Raw genomic sequence first — 19,767 nt, 5'->3', positions numbered from 1 at the left:
TTAAACACTTTGTCAGTAAGCATTTTAGACTAAGTCGCAACCTTTACGATTAAATACTATAGAAGAGATCCCTTTTATTTAACCTATACCAGTAGATAATATATCCATTAGAAATTAAATATGGCTTTACTTGGCGTTTATTTCCATGGAGCATTAACAACTCAAGATACGACAATCCTAGCGACAATAATTCTCTATCAATTCGGCATTACCCCTTCACCACGACTATAGAGATCGCGTTTCGGTGGGTTAGCCTTCGCAAATCAGCTCCCCTCCTTTTCGACCAATAAATGACTGAATAGATTCCATAAGCGTTCATTTACGCACTACACCCTCAGATGGCTGTAGTGTAATTATTTACCTCTTAGAAGCCTTACGCAAGAATTGGAATTGAGGTTATTGCCTAAGTTAATTATCAGATACTAACTTACGCATGAATCGAAAATAACTCTGTTGCGTAAGAGCATTTTATATGCCAGTAAAAGAGCCTAATATCGGCATAGTCAGGACTAGGACAGCAGTCAGATCTTGCTTGGCTAATTAGGTCTGTTCTCTGACTTAATGAATCTAATAATGACACCCCCCGCCTATATTTCTGCCATTTATAATAAAAACAATATGACAGTGTTGCTTTGTAGCAAAACTGACATTTTGTCTCATGATAACAATATTGACCTAAAAGAGAGAGTTGCTCATGTATCAAAGGCTTGCAAGCAAAGACTTCCCAGCAGAGGATAGTTGCTAATCGTTTAACTGTTAACTATACTAATCGTTAGACAATTAGGTAGAAGGGATGTATCTTTGGACAATCTACAAATCAATCAGGCCCTTATTGCTGGGGACATCAGCACCCCCGGTGTATTACCTCATCTTGATGGTCTTAAAACTGTCCAATATGTGTTTGAAACTGACTTCGGCTTGGACTCTCTACCTAACGAACCTGGCGTGATTATGGTCAGAGGGCCTCGTCAATATGGTAAAAGCACATGGTTAGAGCAACAGATAGCCAACACTATCAAAGAATTCGGCCCTGGTAGTGCATTATACCTCAATGGTGATGAAATCATCGATCGCACATTTTTAACAAAAGAAGTAAGAGTACTGATTCAATTATTCAATCCCAAATCAAAAGTTAAACGATTATTTATTGATGAGATTACTGCAATAGAACAGTGGGAAAAATCAATAAAGCGCTTACTTGATGCAGGAGAATTAAAAGATATCCTACTCGTTACAACAGGTTCCAAAGCCTCTGACCTTCGTCGTGGTAGCGAACGATTACCCGGTAGAAAAGGAAAATTAAATCGAACCAATTATATTTTTACACCTATCTCTTACCAAGAATTTTTGAACAAATGTTCTAAAAAGTTCAATAAAGAGTCTCTATTAACCTATATTTTATCAGGCGGATCCCCTGTTGGAATAAATGCAATCGCAGAAACTGGTCGGCTACCTGATTATGTTATCTCAATTATCAGCGATTGGATTCTGGGGGAATTTACCGCAACAGGTAGATCACGCTCAAATCTCTTAGCTGTTTTAGAAACCTTATACCGCATGACAGGCAATCCTGTTGGACAAGCAAAATTAGCACGTGAAAGTGGCTTATCAAACAACACCATGGCGCAAGGCTATATTGATTTATTAAGAGATCTTCTGACAGTAATTCCTTCTTTTCCACTTGATACACAACGTGACATCACTCTATTTCGAAAACCTTGTAAATACCATTTTATCAATTTATTGGTTGCAATTTGTTGGCATCCGCAAAAACCTCGCACGGTAAATGATTTAATTCACTTAGACTCAGGCTTAGGTGCAATATATGAATGGACCGTTGCACAAGAATTATGGCGTCGCACTTGCATATCCAGCTCACATGAGTTATCTGAACATATGAATTTCTGGCAAACCAGTGATCATGAAATAGATTTTGTTCTTCCCGAAATACCACTTTACCTCGAAGTTAAATCAGGAAACTTTCATCCCACGAATTTCATTTGGTTTTTGAAAAGTTTCATCAAAGGCAAGCTCATAGTAATCAATAAAAATCGTTTTGAAACAGAAAGAATTATCGGAATTACACTCGAAGATTTTCTTCTATCATCAAATTAAAGCTGAAAGATTCCTGCTGCTATGCAGGAACTTTTCTGTGTGATCTAACGAATCATGACAGATTCAGGATATAACTCCATGGCAATTTGAATTGCCTCTGCATTTTCCTTCTTCATACATCCATAAATTTCTCTGAGCCCTGCTGACGTAAAAGAGGGATCTGGATTAGATATTTTTGATAAGTCTTCAAAGAACGCTTTGCGTACACCTGAAGTGGCTATAATTTGGCTGTTTACTGTTATTAAATCTTTGACGCGATTCAATAGGCCCATGGCAGAATCGCTCCTCCCAAATATTTGCATAGAATAGATGATCAGATCACCTAGCTTTTTGAGAGCCATTCTAGGCTCTTCCTTTGCATCCAGTGTGACACGATGGTTAAACTGTGCTGGTAATTGAATTCCTATCTTATGCAGTTTATTTTTAATTATTAGCAAGACTTGCTCAAAACCTTTTTGATCTCGATCCTTTAGGCCCTTAGAGTATTCCAACAAGTCTTTTTTGGCTTGCTCAATGTCTATAACAGGCTGCTTGAGCAATTGATCCAGTAATTCAAGTGTGTAAGTCGGTTTTTCATTATTAAAAAACTGCATAATACCTCCAATAAGTAATCTTAAAAAGCAAGTAATGATCGAATTTTGCTAATTGTAAATCAATAAAGATTGTAATTCAACTGGCTGAATTTGTCAACGCACCCCCTTCTCCTTCCTCCTATAGTTAGGAGCTGTTATAATGAGAAGTTGATCGATGATCTATTGGGAGCAAATTGTGGAAAAACCTAAGCATTTTATACAGCAAATTATTGAAGAAGACATCAAAAGCGGCAAACATGGCGGTAAAGTCGTCACCCGCTTCCCACCTGAACCCAACGGGTACTTGCACGTAGGGCATGCCAAATCCATTATTTTGAACTTTGGAATGGCCAAACAGTACAATGGCGTCTGTCATCTGCGGTTTGACGACACTAATCCCATGAAAGAAGAAATGGAGTTTGTTGAATCGATCAAAAATGATGTGAAGTGGCTGGGTTATGATTGGGGCGACAAATTATTTCATGCTTCAGATTATTACGATCAATTGTATGATTTTGCCATCGTATTAATAAAAAAAGGGCTCGCATATGTTGATAGCACAAGCATCGATGAAATGCGTGATCAACGTGGCACGCTGACAAAACCTGGCGTTGAGAGTCGCGATCGAAATCGCTCTATCGATGAAAATTTAGATTTATTTTCTCGCATGAAAGCTGGTGAATTCGAAGATGGAAAATATGTTTTACGCGCGAAAATTGATATGACATCTGGCAATTTGAATATGCGCGACCCAACGATTTATCGCATTCGTCACGCACACCATCAAATGACTGGCGATAAATGGTGTATTTACCCCATGTATGATTATGCGCATAGTTTATCCGACGCAATTGAAAATATTACTCACTCGATATGCACCTTAGAATTTCAAGATCATCGCCCCTTGTATGATTGGTGCATAGAACACTGCAATCCTCCAGGAAAACCACAACAAATTGAATTTTCACGATTGAATTTATCGCACACCATTACGAGTAAAAGAAAATTAAAAATGCTGGTGGACGACAAACATGTCGACGGCTGGGATGATCCTCGCATGCCAACTTTAGTTGGATTAAGACGTCGCGGCATACCACCTGCTGCCTTACATCAATTCTGTGACATGATAGGAATTACACGTAGTGATTCAGTGATTAACATGAGCGTACTCGAAGAATGTGTGCGCAACGAGCTTAATCAAAATGCACCGAGGGCAATGGCCGTTTTAAATCCAATTAAAGTTGTGATTGAAAATTATCCTGAAGATAAAGTAGAAATATTGAATGTAGCTGCACATCCGAATGATCCAGAACTGGGCTCGAGGGAAATTCATTTTAGTCGGGAAATTTATATTGAATCTGATGACTTCATGATCGATGCACCAAAAGATTTCCATCGCTTAACAGTTGAAAAAGAAGTGCGACTACATTCTGCCTATATCATCAAATGTGAAAAGGTTATTACAGATCCAACGACAGGCAACATTATTGAACTTCGCTGCAGCTATGATCCGGCTACCTTAGGTAAAAATCCTGAAGGTAGAAAAGTAAAAGGGGTTATTCATTGGCTATCAATTAAACACGCAAAAACTGCAACCGTACGTTTATACGATCGATTATTTAACACAGAAAATCCTGGAGCCGAAGAAGATTTCACACCTTTCTTAAACCCTAATTCGCTGCAAACTGCTGAACAGTGTTTTATCGAGCCCTCCCTTACCAGCGCAAAACCTGAAGATCGATTTCAATTTATGCGCCTAGGGTATTTTTGTTTAGATCGATATTCATCTTCAACCGATTTAGTATTTAATCGAATTGTGAATTTACGAGATTCCTGGACGGCAAAAACATAAAATAATTTACATTCTAATTACAACTTTACTAATATTAGGGTTATCAGCATTAACAACTTTCGCAGGATCTTTAAGAATTGCTATTCGAGGATTTTGACTTCCCACGCCATACACCCGAAATAAACGACATTTTGCCCCATATTTTACCATCAGGCCTAGCTCTCTTCCAGAAATGTAAAGATCAGCCGATCCATTCGAGGTTGTTGACTTCACTTCTATTATGCGTGTCTTTATAGCACCACCACTTTTTTTTACTATTGATAAATCAAATGATAGCCCACTATCCATTCGATTTTTACAGTAAGGTTTATTATTCCAGCAGACTGTCACCTCAGTATCAGAAAGAACTGACTCTGTAGGTTTAAGCACAAACCCAAAATTTACTGAATTGATTTCGAATGGTTTAATTTCGAAACCATTATATTTATTTAACAGCTTATGGCGATAACGATTTTTTAACCATTTATACACGAGTTTCTCACCCCAATCCCCAGTCGCTTTATCTTTGTCAATATCACGTTCTGCTCGTGGTCGTGATACTACACCTGAATCATTCTGAAAATAACCACCATCACTTGGTATCTGAGGAAAAGGTAATTGCTCATCATCAATAACCAATCTAGGTTGTAGATCGAGCGGCTCACTTTCAATCATTATATTTTCAACATCAACCTTCTTTGTAGTTGCAAGAAATGTTAAATGAGCTAAATTTTTAGCGTTTGGCTTGGTCTCATTTAGAGAAAGTTGCTCTACTCCTCTTATTAATTGCCGATCATTGGGTTGACTCTCTATCATTACATCTACCATGGGAGGTAATGCAGGTTGCAGCAAGGTACTCTGTATTGGTCCTTGAGGCATGTAATTCGCTATAGCTTGTTTAACAGCCTCCAAATCATATTGCTCACTATCTAATTGGATTAATAGCTGATCTTGTGTTAAACAAGTCACCCAGGGAAGAATAGCTTTAGCTTTTTTAGTCAGTTTAAATAATTTTCCTATCAGTCGACAAAATTCTCGGTTAGTTCGGATATCACTAATCGAATTCAAGTAGTAAATCGTATCTTCTTTTTTGTAGCATGGTGAAGTTTGCAACTCAACACCGTCATGCTCAAGAGATATTAATGATACCGCCACAAATTCCAAGGGCAGTAACCGTTGTTTGAGATCTTCAAATTTCTCAGCAACATGACCATGAGATTCAGTTGCGCAGTAAGCAATAAGAGGTAGGTATTGAGTTAACTTTTCCTTTACATCTCTTATATCAGATTTTGACGACCCCAGCGGAATGGTTCTGACTTTCAGATTATCACGATTAACCACTGTGATACCTAAAATTTCAGCTAATAGCAACCTATCTTCAACTGATAAATCAATATAATGCTTAAACCAGCGCGATGAATTCCCGACAGTAGTTCCTGCAATATCAAAAAATTTCAAATCTGAGATTGACCGCAAAGTACCATTTTCTGCCGGTAATAAAACAGGATTGTTTCTCAAAGCCTCTTTTAGAATACCGTCTGAATTTTGCGCTTGATCTTTATGTAGCTCAAGAAAAGCTAAAAAAGTATTATAATAACGAGCGTCGTTGAATTTATTAATACTCAAAAACATAAGGACATCCAAGCAATCCTTAATACTTACTCGTATTTTTATACCTAAATATTCTTCGCTTTTTTCACTTAAAAATACAGGATAATTTGCTATAGGTTTAATTCCGCGCACTATTGGAGCTAATTTCCTCGAAAATAAATCTGAAGTTTTATGAAAACTTCCACTATCGTCTTTGCAAACTTCATTATTCTTTAAAAAATGAAGTATCGTATCGACACCCGCTGATACACCGTATACAGTTTGCGAAAAAGCTCCCGCTATTGCAGACCAAACCGCATCATGATGATCTTTGAAATTAATTAAATGAATAAAATCAATATAATAAAATTGTTGAATCTCAGAAAGTCTGTTCACATTGAACGGGCGCATTTTACCAATATCATGGTAAAGTAACCCAACCCATCTTTCATTAACAGTGATAGTGCGCGAGATAATATGCTCCCCAACACCCAATTCTATCCAGAATTTTTTCCAACTCTCAATATTTTGTTGAGATAAATCAGCCCCTAAATATGCTTCAGAAACAAAACGATCTACGCCCGCAACATCCTTTTCTACTTTATGACGAGGATTATAAATATTCGCTAAGAATGCAACTGACGAAGGAATATAATTACCACTTTGAGTTAATACGCCTAATTTATTGAGGGATTGCTTATCATTGTGACTCAGATCATCAAAGTAACTTTTAATAAAAGAGGTTACTTGAACTAAATATTGATTGCTTAACTCTTGTCGAGCGATCATTGGCAACAAATTCGCGCGAATAAACTCTATCGGCGTTAATATTTTTACACCCAATTCTTCTAACCATTTTTTAATACTAGGATTATTATCATATATTTCAGATTTTATAAAATGGATTTTGACCGGAACAGAAATAGAGCTAATCTGTGTCTCCGAAAAATAAACTGATTGTGGCGATACAATATCATTTTGTGAAGATAATAAAAAATATTGCCATTTTAGAATAGAAACTAAAGAATGATTGCGCCCTGAATACTCATACAAAAATTTAGTTAGCCGTTTTTGAAAATGGGTATGCTTATTCCTAGTAGCATAATCTTTCAACTTCCCAACTAAATGATGCGCGGTAAATTGGGAAACATGACTCAAAATTCCAGAAATATTATCTAGACTATAATCGATTAATTTATTCGGAGAAGATATCTCGGGAAATTCTCTGAAGAAATTTGTCTCATCATAACATGCTTCTCGTAGATACAATAGTTCATTCGATTTGTAAGCGGGGATGAATGCCTCCACAGCTACACCATCTCGAAAACCTTGCTGATATTTATTACGCAGACCTGATGGTAATGACATAGGCGCAGCTTCGGGAGGCATAAGCTTCAAGACTTGAGATCGATACTTCAGAATCTGAGCAAGGACTCGCATTAGACCGAATGCACCACGTGACACATGAAACATGATCATATCATTCCAAGGGTTCTCAGTTAACTGCGTACGTTCCGCATTTAATAAAAAATCAGCATTCACTATAAACGGGATTCCGCAATAAACTCTCGTTGGCAAATAACTAAATAATGGACTCACAACGGCCTGAAGACATCCATCCTTTACTTGCACCGCATAAATAATAAAAGTTTCTTTTGCATTACGTATACGCTGCGGGCATTCATAATCACTTAAATTAGCCTGACTAATGGCTATTTTCACATTGGATAGTGCTTCACCATCAATTGTGAGACGACGTAATAACCATGTATCTAATAGAATCCACCCGGAACTTATTGATTTTTTTATATATAAATCCGTACATGCGTGCCCTTCAATTTCCTTTCTTACCTTTTCAATCCAAACCTCATCTTTTTCAACAAGATGAATTTTATTTACAGAACGTAAGAATAATATAGATTTGGGATCGCTTTTCATCAGATTCAAATCTTGGCTCAGGCCTGCTCTTACCTCTGCTTTTAATGTGGCAATAATACATGTTCTATTTCCACGCCCCCTGATTATCTCAAAATACTTTGCTGGTTTATATTCATAGTGAGCATTACTATCTGTAGTCCAAATGGGAATTATAGGCCAAGGGAATGCTGCGCCATCGGTTCTTGATCGAGCGAAATGCTGTTTGTCAAATCGGAATGAATATTCAAAAGCTCCCTCTCCAGAAATTATTTGAACTCGATCCGAAGCGCTGAAAATAGATTTAAAACCTATTCCTTTGTAACCTGTTTTTCCCTGCATATTTGACTTATCATGATATCGTTGCTGGGCAATGTCACAAATCTTCTCAACATCACTTTCATTGAAAGGGAGTCCATTATGAACAACAATCAAATGATTCTCTAATAAATAGAGCGATATTTCCGTTGCTTCTATATCATCTGCATTCTGAATGAGCTCGAAGAAAATTTTCTGCTCGCCTTTAAGAGCCGTTTCTATTTGACACTCAATATCATGTGTGAGAGAAGTAGAATTCTCATCATCTTTATTTCTACGATGAAATAAATTATCAATATGATCTTTAGCACTAGCGAATTTTCTTGACTCTTTCTCTCGAAGCAACCTCATGTTAACCTCCCTGGTTATCTTGCATTAACTAGTGAACACACTATCCAATTGTGTGCGTGAATCAAAAATGAGCTCTAACAAAATGATTTTTATGCCACACCGTATTCTGACTGATAATCGCGTAATCTTTCTAGCTCGTTAGCCATATTACCTTGAGCATCAAGATAAAGAATAATGTCGGTTAATTTAATGATGCTGTAAAAAGGAACATTAAATTCAGCAGTGAGCTCTTGCGCCGCTGAGCGATCTCCGTGAAGCCCAACTTCTTGTCGATCTAATGCTGTCATTACACCAACGAATTCTGCATTATGCGCTCTTATCATTTGCACAACTTGTCTAAAGGTTGTGCCGGCAGTCACAACGTCATCAATCATGAGAACACGACCCGCCAATTTTGCACCAATAATCGTGCCGCCCTCACCGTGATCTTTGGCTTCTTTACGATCAAAACAAAACGGTTTATCAATTCCGTGTTCCTGTGCAAGCGCAATGGACACAGCGGCTACCAGTGGAATCCCTTTATAGGCAGGCCCAAACAATACATCAAACTCAATTCCCGAAGCGACAATTGCTTTAGCGTAATACTGCCCTAACTGGGCCAACGCGCGACCTGTTTTAAAATCGCCCACATTGAAAAAATACGGGCTTTTGCGGCCTGATTTTAGGACATATTCCCCAAACCGCAGGGCTTGAGCTGATAAAGCAAATTGGACAAATTCTTGCTGATAGTCACTTGATTGGGGCATGCTGTTTCTCCATTAGCGTAGGGGTCAAGTCTTGAAACATGAATTAAGCATATCATACAGTAAGTAATTTATGATGTATGCATGGGTGATTCATCTTTCAAGACTTGACCCCCTATCACCCCCTGGACCGAACTTGACGCACCCCCGTCATTCACATAAGCTCAATCTTTATATTACTTAGCGCCTTAACTATGCAAACAAGCCGTATTACAGAACAATTTAACGAAGCACAACTTGCTGTTGTGACGGCACCCAATCGGAATTTACAAGTCATTGCCGGTGCAGGCAGCGGTAAAACACGTGTACTGGTTCATAGAATTGCGTGGTTGATTCAGGAACAAGGATTTTCTCCTAACGAAATTCTCGCTGTGACGTTTACAAATAAAGCCGCTCGCGAAATGCGCTTACGCTTAGAAGAAATTTTGATGATGCCTACACACAACATGTGGGTGGGGACATTTCATGGTCTTTCACATCGCCTGCTCCGCCAACATTGGCAAGCCGCTAATCTCGTTGAATCTTTTCAAATCATCGATAGCGACGATCAATTACGCCTGATAAAGAGAATTCAAAAACAACTTGAACTCGACGAATCTAATTGGCCACCCAAACAATCACAATGGTTTATCAATAAAGAAAAAGACGAAGGGCGCCGCTCTGATTCTGTGTACGATGATGGCTCACTTTTCATTAACACTATGCTACGCATTTATCGTCAGTATGAAAAACAATGCCAGCAAAGCGGGCTCGTCGATTTTTCTGAATTACTTTTGCGCACCTATGAATTATTACAAAATAACTCGGAAATTCTTGAACTTTACCACAATCGATTTCGTTATTTACTCGTCGACGAATTTCAAGATACCAATACGCTTCAATATACCTGGTTAAAATTGATGACCAGCAAAACATCGTGCGTGATGATTGTAGGCGATGATGATCAGTCTATTTACAGCTGGCGCGGAGCACAAATCGGAAACATTCATCGATTTACCAAAGAATTTCCGAATACACAAACTATTCGCCTGGAACAAAATTATCGTTCGACAAAAACAATTCTTTCCGCGGCAAATGCAGTCATCTCAAATAATACAAATCGTTTGGGTAAGGATTTATGGACAGATGGTGATCAAGGTGAACCCATTTCTGTTTATGCCGCTTTCAATGAAACAGATGAAGCACGCTTTGTGACCTCAACCATTGAGCAATGGGTAGATCTTGGCAATCACAGACAAGATGTCGCCATATTATATCGTTCAAACGCTCAGTCACGCGTTTTGGAAGAAGAGTTAATTCGCGCGCAAATTCCGTATCGAATTTACGGCGGCTTAAAATTCTTTGATCGAGCTGAAATTAAAGATGCATTAGCGTATTTACGTTTAATTGCAAATCGCCATGATGATGGAGCGTTCGAACGCGTTGTCAACACTCCTCCACGCGGAATTGGAAATAGCACGATACAAATTATTCGTGATCATGCAAAACAACACGAAATCTCCCTATGGAGAGCTTCTGAAATGCTTTGTCAGCAAATTATACTTTCCGGCCGTGCTCTTAATGCAATACAAAGTTTTACACAACTTATCAATCATATAGATACCGAAACTCAAGATTACGAATTACCGAACCTCACTGAATACATGCTACAAAAAGTAAGCCTAATCGAATACTATGGAAAAGAAGGCAACGAGAGCGCTCAATCACGCGTCGAAAACTTACAAGAATTAATTCAAGCCACAAAAGCCTTCGATCCTCGCAGTGAATACACTTTAGAAATGCCCCCGCTACCCGCATTTTTAGCGCATGTCGCGCTTGACACTACCGATAATCAAGCAGAGCCCCACGAAGACAGCGTACAGCTAATGACGCTGCACGCAGCGAAAGGTTTAGAATTTGATTTAGTGATTATTTGTGGTGTAGAGGAAGGATTATTTCCTCATCATATGTCAAGCGATGATGCCCAGGGTTTAGAAGAAGAACGACGACTATGTTATGTTGGAATGACGCGCGCTAAACGCAAATTATTTCTTACCTATGCAGAAACACGTCGGATGTATGGCCGTGACAATTATCACACAGTATCACGATTTATACTGGAAATTCCTTCTGAATACCTTGCTGAAGTCCGACCAAAATTACAAATATCGCGACCCGTGAGCTACCAACGCCCCACTCGCACACCCACTCTTTCCAACAAAATGACCCAAGCTTCTAACGACACAGGATTTACACTCGGCCAACGAGTTCGTCATGCAAAATTTGGTGAAGGCATTATTTTAAATTTCGAAGGTCACGGCGACGCCACTCAAATTCAAATTCAATTCGCAAAATCTGGAACAAAATGGCTCGTTTCCAGCTTTGCAAAACTAGAACGTATTTAATCGCAACTCCCACCAAGAATATCCCGGTGATTAACGCGACGTGACACTTTAAAAACCCTATAGATTTTATCTAAAATCCGCCTCTATCTGTTTATTCTCACTACTATTTATAAGAATTGCATAGCTACAATTTTCTTAGTTTAGGCAAAACTACGCAGATATTTTAGAAACAGCTTTTTCAAAAAATGGGTATTTTTACGCATTACACTTCCTACGAAAACACTGCAACCTATAGCCATGTTTGATTTAGCATATTACATGGAGGAGAGACCAATGCACGAAATCACAGGAGAGCATATTATGTGTTTATCTTATGTCATAGAAGCACTTCTAATACTAGGATTTTTTAAATCAATTAATTCTTTAATCGCAAGGCCCCTTCGTATCCAGCCAAATACTAACAACCGGAAACATCATGAAAAAAGTCATTTCAGAACTAGCAAGTAGAGTTTTTACCAGGGAAAATGCAAATGTTGCCAGAGTTAGTGCTTCGGTAGTTGTTGGCATGGGAAATGCAGCCGCTAATATTTGCGCACCACTAATATTAGTAGACAGCCTTGGCGCACTTATCAACGATAAAACGATCACCACAGATATTTGGCTGAATATATTTTACTATACTTTGGCTTATTCAGCGGGCAGGATACTACCCGTCATTAATCGAAAAATACTTGGACACTTAAGTGCAAATGTTTCATCAGCCATTATGCAAGATATGACTGCCAAGTGTTTTGAGTTACCACATGACGTCAATTTAACCCAACCAAACAGCGAGTATGGCCGGCTTGTTGTGCGCAATTATGCGGTTGTTGAAAAAATAATACCTATTGCATTCGGCGAAATGCTCCCTATGTTATCAGAAGTCATTGGAGTGAGTATTTTACTATCAGCAAAATTTGATTATCGAGTCGCATTGACTATCGTTGCAACCCTAAGCCTATATGCGACGACAACTCTTATAGGGAAAAGGGCTCTCGATAATGTTGAAGCTAGTTACGACACACTCTCTAAAGTTATTTTCAACAATTTAATGGGCACACTACAACGCTATGAGATAGCACATCAGTTTAACAACATAAGCTATGAAAAACATCAAGCTAATGATGAGATCAGACGTTTTCTAGCCATACACCAACGCAAACATGGCGTTAGCAGCACTATCAATTTATTTCAATCCTTAATCAGCTCTGCAGGTTTTATATCAGGCAATTTGTTTTCAATATACGGGGTTTATCAAGGTAAGATTGCCCTAGAAGATTTTTTAATGATCAGCCTCTATTTAACGCAATTCATTACACCACTTAGCCCATTTGGCGCTTCCATCACACAGTTCAATTCTGCTCTACACGATTTTGAGCCTATTCTTAAATTTATATCACAACCGTCGTCTACACAAGACCGCCTAAACGCCTCTCATTTTCTACCTAGAAATCAACCGCCGAGCATTACTTTTAATAATATAACCTTTAAGTATAAAGACGAAAAGACAAATGCATTAGAGAATTGCACATTAATAATTCCGTCAGGACATAAAGTAGCTCTAGTAGGGGGAAGCGGTTCAGGAAAAACCACTTTAATAAAATTATTACAAAGATTCTATACGCCAGATCAAGGCGAAATACTCATCGATAACCACAACATTAGCGACATCACCAAAGAATCATTAAGAACACTGATATCGGTTGTTTCACAGCAAACTTTGCTCAACAATCAAAATATCAAAGAAGCTATTCGATACGGAGATTTATATGCATCAGATGCTGAAATCGACTTAGTAAGTAGTGCAGCCGGCTTAGCAGCAGGTAACAATAGTAATTTAATCGCTCGCGAAGATGGCGGGGAAAATGGAGGAAAAATATCGGGCGGTCAAAAACAACGAGTCAGTCTTGCAAGAGCAATGCTAAAAGGTGGGCTAATTTTTATTCTTGACGAAGCCACCTCCGCCCTAGACCCTACCGCAGAAGCAGAAACATTACGAGTATTCGACGAATTAACGGCTGGTTGCACCACACTAGTGATCACTCATAGACTCAATACCATTTTAAATGCCGACTACATTTATTATTTATCTGAAGGCAAAATTTCAGAAAAAGGCACATTTCAAGACCTCATCCACAAAAAAGGCGAATTTTATCAGCAAATGCTACACTATTGTAACGATCTTTCTATTTCCATTAACGATATACACCCAAGACCACGCAACAAAGAAATGACAAAATTCAGTGACTGGCAAGTCAGAAAAGCAAGAGAAAAATTAGACCGCATTTCAGGTCATCCCAGTGTAAGCTTCTATCAAAGCGGCGTGATAAGTCAACTCCCAACACAAAACCCCAATGATAAGGCATCGGATGATGAGTTCACCCCTCTGATAATAAATTAATGAACCTGGGGCTCGCGCTGAGATACGTGAAGCTTTGCTCGTTACTATTTTGGCCAATCTGGTTTAAGCCTGAGATGAAACCTACTTTTGTAGCTTCTGAGACAATGTAACAATACTGAGAATTAAAAAGACAGCAAAAAATATCAGCGACCAACCAGCCATACTGATATTCAAAAACATCCATTCAACGCGACCGCATTCTTGGCTGGCAGTGAAAATCATTTTAACAGCATCTAGAAAGGGAAATTGGTGAAATAAATACGATACTCCCGGAATGCACACTTCATTGGGTTGAGGAGGTAGAGATTGCAAATAAAGTTGGCGCCCTGAAAGCGTCGCACCTACTATAGAAAGCAACCCAGTTATTACCCCATAAAATCGAGCTGGCCCTTTAAAATATTGATGAGCAAACGCCAGAAAAAATACTGCTGCTATCGCCAAAAAAACGCCGCGCTGCATAGTGCACAATAAGCAAGGCCGAAAATTAAATACGTGCTGACAACAATAACTGAAAAAAATTATTGCCATCGCCAGCAAGAATCCGATCAGACGAACATGATGTTGTAATATTTTCATTATCACACCTCAATTATTGATATGTAAAAATAATAGAAGATTTCATATGTAAATCAGGGTAAAAATGAAATCCCTCTAGTCAATGGCTTTATCCGTAAATGAGTCGCTATACTTTGTCCAATATCTGCAAAAGTTTGTCGCGCCCCGATTGATTTTCCATTTAATTGTGGACCAAATACTAAAACGGGAATATGTTCACGCGTATGATCAGACCCTGGCCATGTAGGATCGCAGCCATGATCTGCGGCAATAACGACAATATCATCTTCATTTAATTGCTTCATCAATTCAGGTATTCGAGCATCAAATTCTTCAAGCGCATTAGCATAACCAACGACATCTCGACGATGACCGTAGTGTGAATCAAAATCAACAAAGTTAGTAAAAATCAAACTGCGATCGGGCGCAGTTTGAAGCGCTTGAATAGTCGCATCAAATAAACCCGAAACCCCATCGGCTTTGATTTTTTCGCTTACGCCCTGATGAGCAAAAATATCAGACGTTTTTCCAATGGCGATCACATGACCGCCTTGCTCAACTAAATAATCAAATAATGTACGTTCGGGAGGCGGCATAGAAATATCGCGTCTATTACTCGTGCGTTGAAAATGCCCTGCCGCTCCATTAAAAGGGCGAGCAATAACTCGGCCAATATTGTAAGGATCCACTAATTCTCGAGCCACATCACAAATATCATACAATTTTTGCAATCCAAAAGAATCTTCGTGTGCAGCAATTTGAAAAACACTATCCGCTGAAGTGTAAACAATCGGCTTTCCTGTTCGGATATGTTCTTCACCTAACTCATCGATGATGTCAGTTCCTGAAGCATGACGATTACCCAAAACCCCAGGCAATTGACAACGCTCAATAAATTCATGCAATAAACTATCGGGGAAACTAGGATATTGCGGCGGGAAATAACCCCAATCAAACATCACAGGGACTCCTGCAATTTCCCAATGACCACTCGGTGTATCTTTTCCAAGACTCTGTTCTATCGCATATCCATAATAACCTTGCGGAGACTCTGTAATTTCTATACCGGCCACAGGATGTCCAGTGCTGAGCTCAGAAGCATGTGCTAATCCATAACGCAATAAATGAGGGATTTTTAACGCACCTTGACGAACTCCAACTCGATCTGCATTACCTTGTGCACAGGCTAGAGCGAGATGTCCAAATGTGTCAGCGCCTTCATCACCATAAAGAACGGCATCAACTGAAGCGCCGATTCCAAATGAGTCTAGCAGCAAAACAATTGCTCGAGCCATTTAATTCCCTAATATTTATTGGTTCGTTTTACAGTGGGTCTCACGTATTAAATAGGTGGCAAGTAAAGCTATCGCAAACCCAATCGGAAATAACCACATCGCAAATTGATAATCTGCTGGGGTATATAAAGGCACACCATCAACCAGCGCTCCGCTCCAATGATAATCCATCAGCTGGCCAAACACCGGCTCGAACAACGCACCACCCCCAATGGTTGTTAATGAAACGCAACTTACACACATTGCTGTTAATAGTCGAGAATTACTTTCTGAAACTACAGGATAGCTAATTACCTGACTGCTGGTAAAAAGACCTACCAGGAAGAAACATAACATCAAAGTGGCCATCGAAACATTTTGAGCGTACATTAAAACAACCATGGTTGCGATCGATAATAAAGCACCTACAATCATGGGTGGTTTTCGCATTCCGATTTTATCAGATAACCAACCTACCAAAGGCGAACCAATAATCGTGCCCACAAAAATCATCATTGTCACAAAAGAAGCTTGTTTATGCTCGATATGATGAACGTTCGTTAAAAACATAGTTCCCATAAATCCACCTAGAATAAAAATCGGCAGATTCAATAAACAGGTATAAATTCCGCATACCCAATTACGATAATTCAAAAAAGCTAATTTAGCTGTAGAAAAAAATCCAATACTACTAATCGCTTTTCTATCGGCCAATGCTTGTGAATGCAACTCAGCAGGATAATCCTTAACAATAAAAAGAATTAAGAGTAAAACAACAACTCCCAATCCTGCATCAATAAACAGTGCATGGCGCCATCCCAGCGCTTCAACTAAATAGGTTAAAGGCGCTTGAGCGACCATACCACCAATCATTGCCATCGTGACAATTAATCCCGTCACTAATGCAATTCGTTTCGCAGAAAACCATCGTGTTGCCAAACGAACATTACTTAAAAAACAAAATGCACTACCAATCCCAGTAAAAAACCGGCAGATTGCTGCAAGACCGGTGGATTCGACTAAACCAAAAAGAAAAGTTCCCAACACACAAATCGATAATGAGACTAACATCACCATTCGAGTTGAAAATCGATCTAAAATTATTCCAGCGGGTAATAAAAAGGCGACATTCGCCAAAAAATACGTTGCCGAAAGACTGCCCAATTCTGATGCATCTAAATTAAAATCATGCATCAAATACGTATTGATTGCATTGAACATATTCATTTGGATAAATTCGTAGAAGAAAAAAAGCGAGCCCACAAAACACACAAGCCACGCTAATTTAGATTCTGTGACGATTCCATTCATCGTACCGGTACTCACTCCAACTGCTTGCACGAGATCACCTCTTTGATTCATGGTTAAGATTCCGCAGAACGGTCTTCCACCGATTTACAATAAGTTTCCTTAATGAAAAGAGCCGCTATTAATCCTAAAACAAAAGCGATGGGCATTATTGATAGCGCCAAATTGTAATCAAGTGCCGAATAAATTCGTGCACCATCCACAATTTTTTGATCCCAATGTAATTCCAACAACCAACCAAAAAATGGTTGCGTGTAAAGACCTGCCATAATTAATGTTGAAGCCAATCCCATTGCTGAACCCGTAATTTGATGCGGGTTAGATTCAGAAACGAGTGGATACGTAATAATTTGAGCGCTGGTTAAATAACCTAATGCAAAAAATAGAATCATCAAACTCGTCATCGACCAGTTTGGAACATACATTAACATCAGCATTACAATCAAAGAAAGAACACCGAAAAATAACATTGGGAATTTTCGTCGACCCATTCGATCAGAAATCCACCCTATTACTGGTGAACCGATAAGCGTTCCTATAAACAACATCATGGTAACGAGAGAAGCTTGTGAACGTGATAATTGATGAACTTGCTCTAAATACATCGTGCCATACATGCCTAATAAGAAAATCGGCAAATTGAGCAAACTAGTATAAAGCCCACCTAGCCAGTTAGTTCTATTAGCAATTGCGATCCGAATCGTATAGAGCAATCCGAGTTCTTCAATTCTAGCTTCTTTTTCATGAGCTTTATCATGTCCTGGTGGAAAATCGCGCACAAAAGCCAATACCATCAACCACATCAATACTCCAAACCCACCACAAACCATGAGGGTATTTCGCCATCCAATATGATCCGTTAATACCGTCATTGGATTTTGAGCAACAGAACCGCCGATAAATGCCATTGTTACGATAATGCCCACAACCAATGCCATTCGTTTGGGCGGAAACCATCGAGACGCAATCCGAACCGCGCTCAATAAACAAAATGCCCCACCAACACCCGTCGCAAAACGGCTAATGGCTGCAACAAGAAATGAGGGCGCTTGAGCAAATGCGAATGTGCTTATTACGCATAGCCCCATCGCAACTAAAATTAAGCGTCTTGTAGACACTCGATCAATAATCATGCCGGCTGGGAATAGAAAAATGAGATTTGCTGCAGAATAAAACGAGGATAACCAACCTAAAGATGTTGCACTGATATTGAATTCTTGCATCAACGGCTGGTTGATTGCGTTGAACATATTTAGCATCATGAATTCAAAGAAGAAGAACCATGCCGCGGAAATCACCACCAACCAAGCCCGCAGAGAACTTCCACACTGACTTGAAGATGCAACTCCACCACTCACTGAACTTACCGCTATCGCCATTTAACCCCCCCGTTGACACATTTTGATCGTTTTCGCCCAGAATCATTGCATAGAAATTCCCGCAGAAGCGGGAAAGGCTGTGATTCTATTGGTTAACAGAGCAAATGTCCACCCTGAACTGAATATTTGGTGGGGAGGGGGGCAAGTCTTGAATTATGAATGTAACTTCGCATTTCGCACCCAAGAATACAGGGTCAAATTCATAAATCAAAACTTGCCCCCCAAATCAGCATCAGAGCGCAGGCTCTTCTGTTTCCCAATGTTCAGGCTCTTTAAGGGGTAAAATAAATGCGCCTGCCTGGCCTAAAGTAAAATGCTTTCTGCACGTCGCAACGTAGCAGTCATTTCCTCCTATCAAAATTTGCTCTCCTTCGCGCACCTTGTTTCCTTGCTCATCGACCCGCATATTCATCGTCGCTTTTTTACCACAATGGCAAATTGTTTTTATCTCAATAATTTGATCGGCCCAAGCCATTAAATATTTACTGCCCTCGAAGGGTTCGCCTCGAAAATCGATTCTTAAACCATAAGCCAAAACCGGCGTATTGAGATCATCACAAATCTTGCAAATTTGCAGCACCTGTTTTTGCGTAATAAATTGAGCCTCATCGATCAGCACGCACTTGATATTCGGGTTCTCAGAAACCTTCTTTTTGACATAATCATAAAAATTAAAATCTTCACTGAAACTAATCGCTTCTTGCTCCAAGCCAATTCGTGAGCTGACCTTCCCCGTCCCAAAGCGTGTATCAATAACAGGTGCGAACAATAGCGTCTCCATTCCTCGCTCATGATAGTTATAGCTCGATTGCAACAAAGTCGTGCTCTTGCCCGCGTTCATCGCTGAATAGTAAAAATGTAGTTTTGCCATCGCCTCGATCCCTGATTAAAAGTCTCATTCTAAACGGACTGTTCTAAACTCTCAATATTAACCAACATTGACCAATATTGCATAAATTACAAGATAAATGTAATCTTAATGTGCATTATAATTTATGGGTTTAAAAATTGATACCAAACAATACCTAAACTCTTACTCAACTTGATAAATCG

Annotated in this window: 12 protein-coding genes; 4 read left to right on the top strand and 8 right to left on the bottom strand. The window is 39.2% G+C overall.

The genetic code is table 11. The features are described from left to right. Nucleotides 1-801 precede the first annotated feature (801 nt). Nucleotides 802-2,115, top strand: a complete 1,314-nt coding sequence (locus K2X50_08865; protein ID MBX9587355.1) for an ATP-binding protein — start codon at nucleotides 802-804, stop codon at nucleotides 2,113-2,115. Nucleotides 2,116-2,159: 44 nt separating this feature from the next. Here the strand turns inward: K2X50_08865 and K2X50_08860 are convergent, their stop codons facing one another. Beyond that, entirely contained in the window at nucleotides 2,160-2,708 is a 549-nt protein-coding gene (locus K2X50_08860) for a hypothetical protein (GenBank protein MBX9587354.1), read from the bottom strand. Nucleotides 2,709-2,862: 154 nt separating this feature from the next. Between K2X50_08860 and K2X50_08855 the strand changes: the two genes are divergently transcribed. Then, nucleotides 2,863-4,539: a glutamine--tRNA ligase/YqeY domain fusion protein gene (locus K2X50_08855; GenBank protein ID MBX9587353.1), complete on the top strand. Its 1,677-nt coding sequence runs from the start codon at nucleotides 2,863-2,865 to the stop codon at nucleotides 4,537-4,539. 6 nt (nucleotides 4,540-4,545) lie between these two features. Here K2X50_08855 and K2X50_08850 read toward each other — a convergent pair whose 3' ends face one another. Together K2X50_08850 and pyrE are read right to left on the bottom strand one after the other, a co-directional pair. Further along, on the bottom strand, nucleotides 4,546-8,691 hold the full coding sequence (locus K2X50_08850) for a DUF3883 domain-containing protein (GenBank protein MBX9587352.1): 4,146 nt from the start codon (nucleotides 8,689-8,691) through the stop codon (nucleotides 4,546-4,548). Nucleotides 8,692-8,780: 89 nt separating this feature from the next. Further along, nucleotides 8,781-9,437 carry an orotate phosphoribosyltransferase gene (gene pyrE / locus K2X50_08845; protein ID MBX9587351.1) on the bottom strand — a complete coding sequence of 219 codons (657 nt, stop codon included), beginning with the start codon at nucleotides 9,435-9,437 and terminating at the stop codon, nucleotides 8,781-8,783. A 191-nt stretch (nucleotides 9,438-9,628) separates the two neighbouring features. Between pyrE and uvrD the strand changes: the two genes are divergently transcribed. Beyond that, nucleotides 9,629-11,818, top strand: a complete 2,190-nt coding sequence (uvrD, locus tag K2X50_08840; protein ID MBX9587350.1) for a DNA helicase II — start codon at nucleotides 9,629-9,631, stop codon at nucleotides 11,816-11,818. A 415-nt stretch (nucleotides 11,819-12,233) separates the two neighbouring features. Further along, nucleotides 12,234-14,198: an ABC transporter ATP-binding protein/permease gene (locus K2X50_08835; protein MBX9587349.1), complete on the top strand. Its 1,965-nt coding sequence runs from the start codon at nucleotides 12,234-12,236 to the stop codon at nucleotides 14,196-14,198. Between the two features lie 81 nt (nucleotides 14,199-14,279). Here the strand turns inward: K2X50_08835 and K2X50_08830 are convergent, their stop codons facing one another. The 5 genes from K2X50_08830 to K2X50_08810 all read right to left on the bottom strand — a co-directional run bounded on the left by K2X50_08830 (nucleotide 14,280) and on the right by K2X50_08810 (nucleotide 19,585). Continuing rightward, entirely contained in the window at nucleotides 14,280-14,774 is a 495-nt protein-coding gene (locus K2X50_08830; protein MBX9587348.1) for a disulfide bond formation protein B, read from the bottom strand. Nucleotides 14,775-14,827: 53 nt separating this feature from the next. Further along, complete coding sequence (locus K2X50_08825) at nucleotides 14,828-16,048, bottom strand: phosphopentomutase (protein MBX9587347.1); 1,221 nt, start codon at nucleotides 16,046-16,048, stop codon at nucleotides 14,828-14,830. A gap of 15 nt (nucleotides 16,049-16,063) precedes the next feature. Continuing rightward, entirely contained in the window at nucleotides 16,064-17,338 is a 1,275-nt protein-coding gene (locus tag K2X50_08820) for an MFS transporter (protein MBX9587346.1), read from the bottom strand. A 53-nt stretch (nucleotides 17,339-17,391) separates the two neighbouring features. After that, nucleotides 17,392-18,714, bottom strand: coding sequence for an MFS transporter (locus tag K2X50_08815; protein ID MBX9587345.1), 1,323 nt, complete (start codon nucleotides 18,712-18,714; stop codon nucleotides 17,392-17,394). 232 nt (nucleotides 18,715-18,946) lie between these two features. After that, nucleotides 18,947-19,585, bottom strand: a complete 639-nt coding sequence (locus tag K2X50_08810; protein ID MBX9587344.1) for a thymidine kinase — start codon at nucleotides 19,583-19,585, stop codon at nucleotides 18,947-18,949. Nucleotides 19,586-19,767: the final 182 nt, after the last annotated feature.

This window comes from Gammaproteobacteria bacterium (assembly GCA_019748175.1).
Lineage (GTDB): Bacteria > Pseudomonadota > Gammaproteobacteria > JAIEPX01 > JAIEPX01 > JAIEPX01.
Note: the sequence above shows the minus strand (reverse complement) of the source record. Positions and strands in the feature narration are given on the sequence as shown.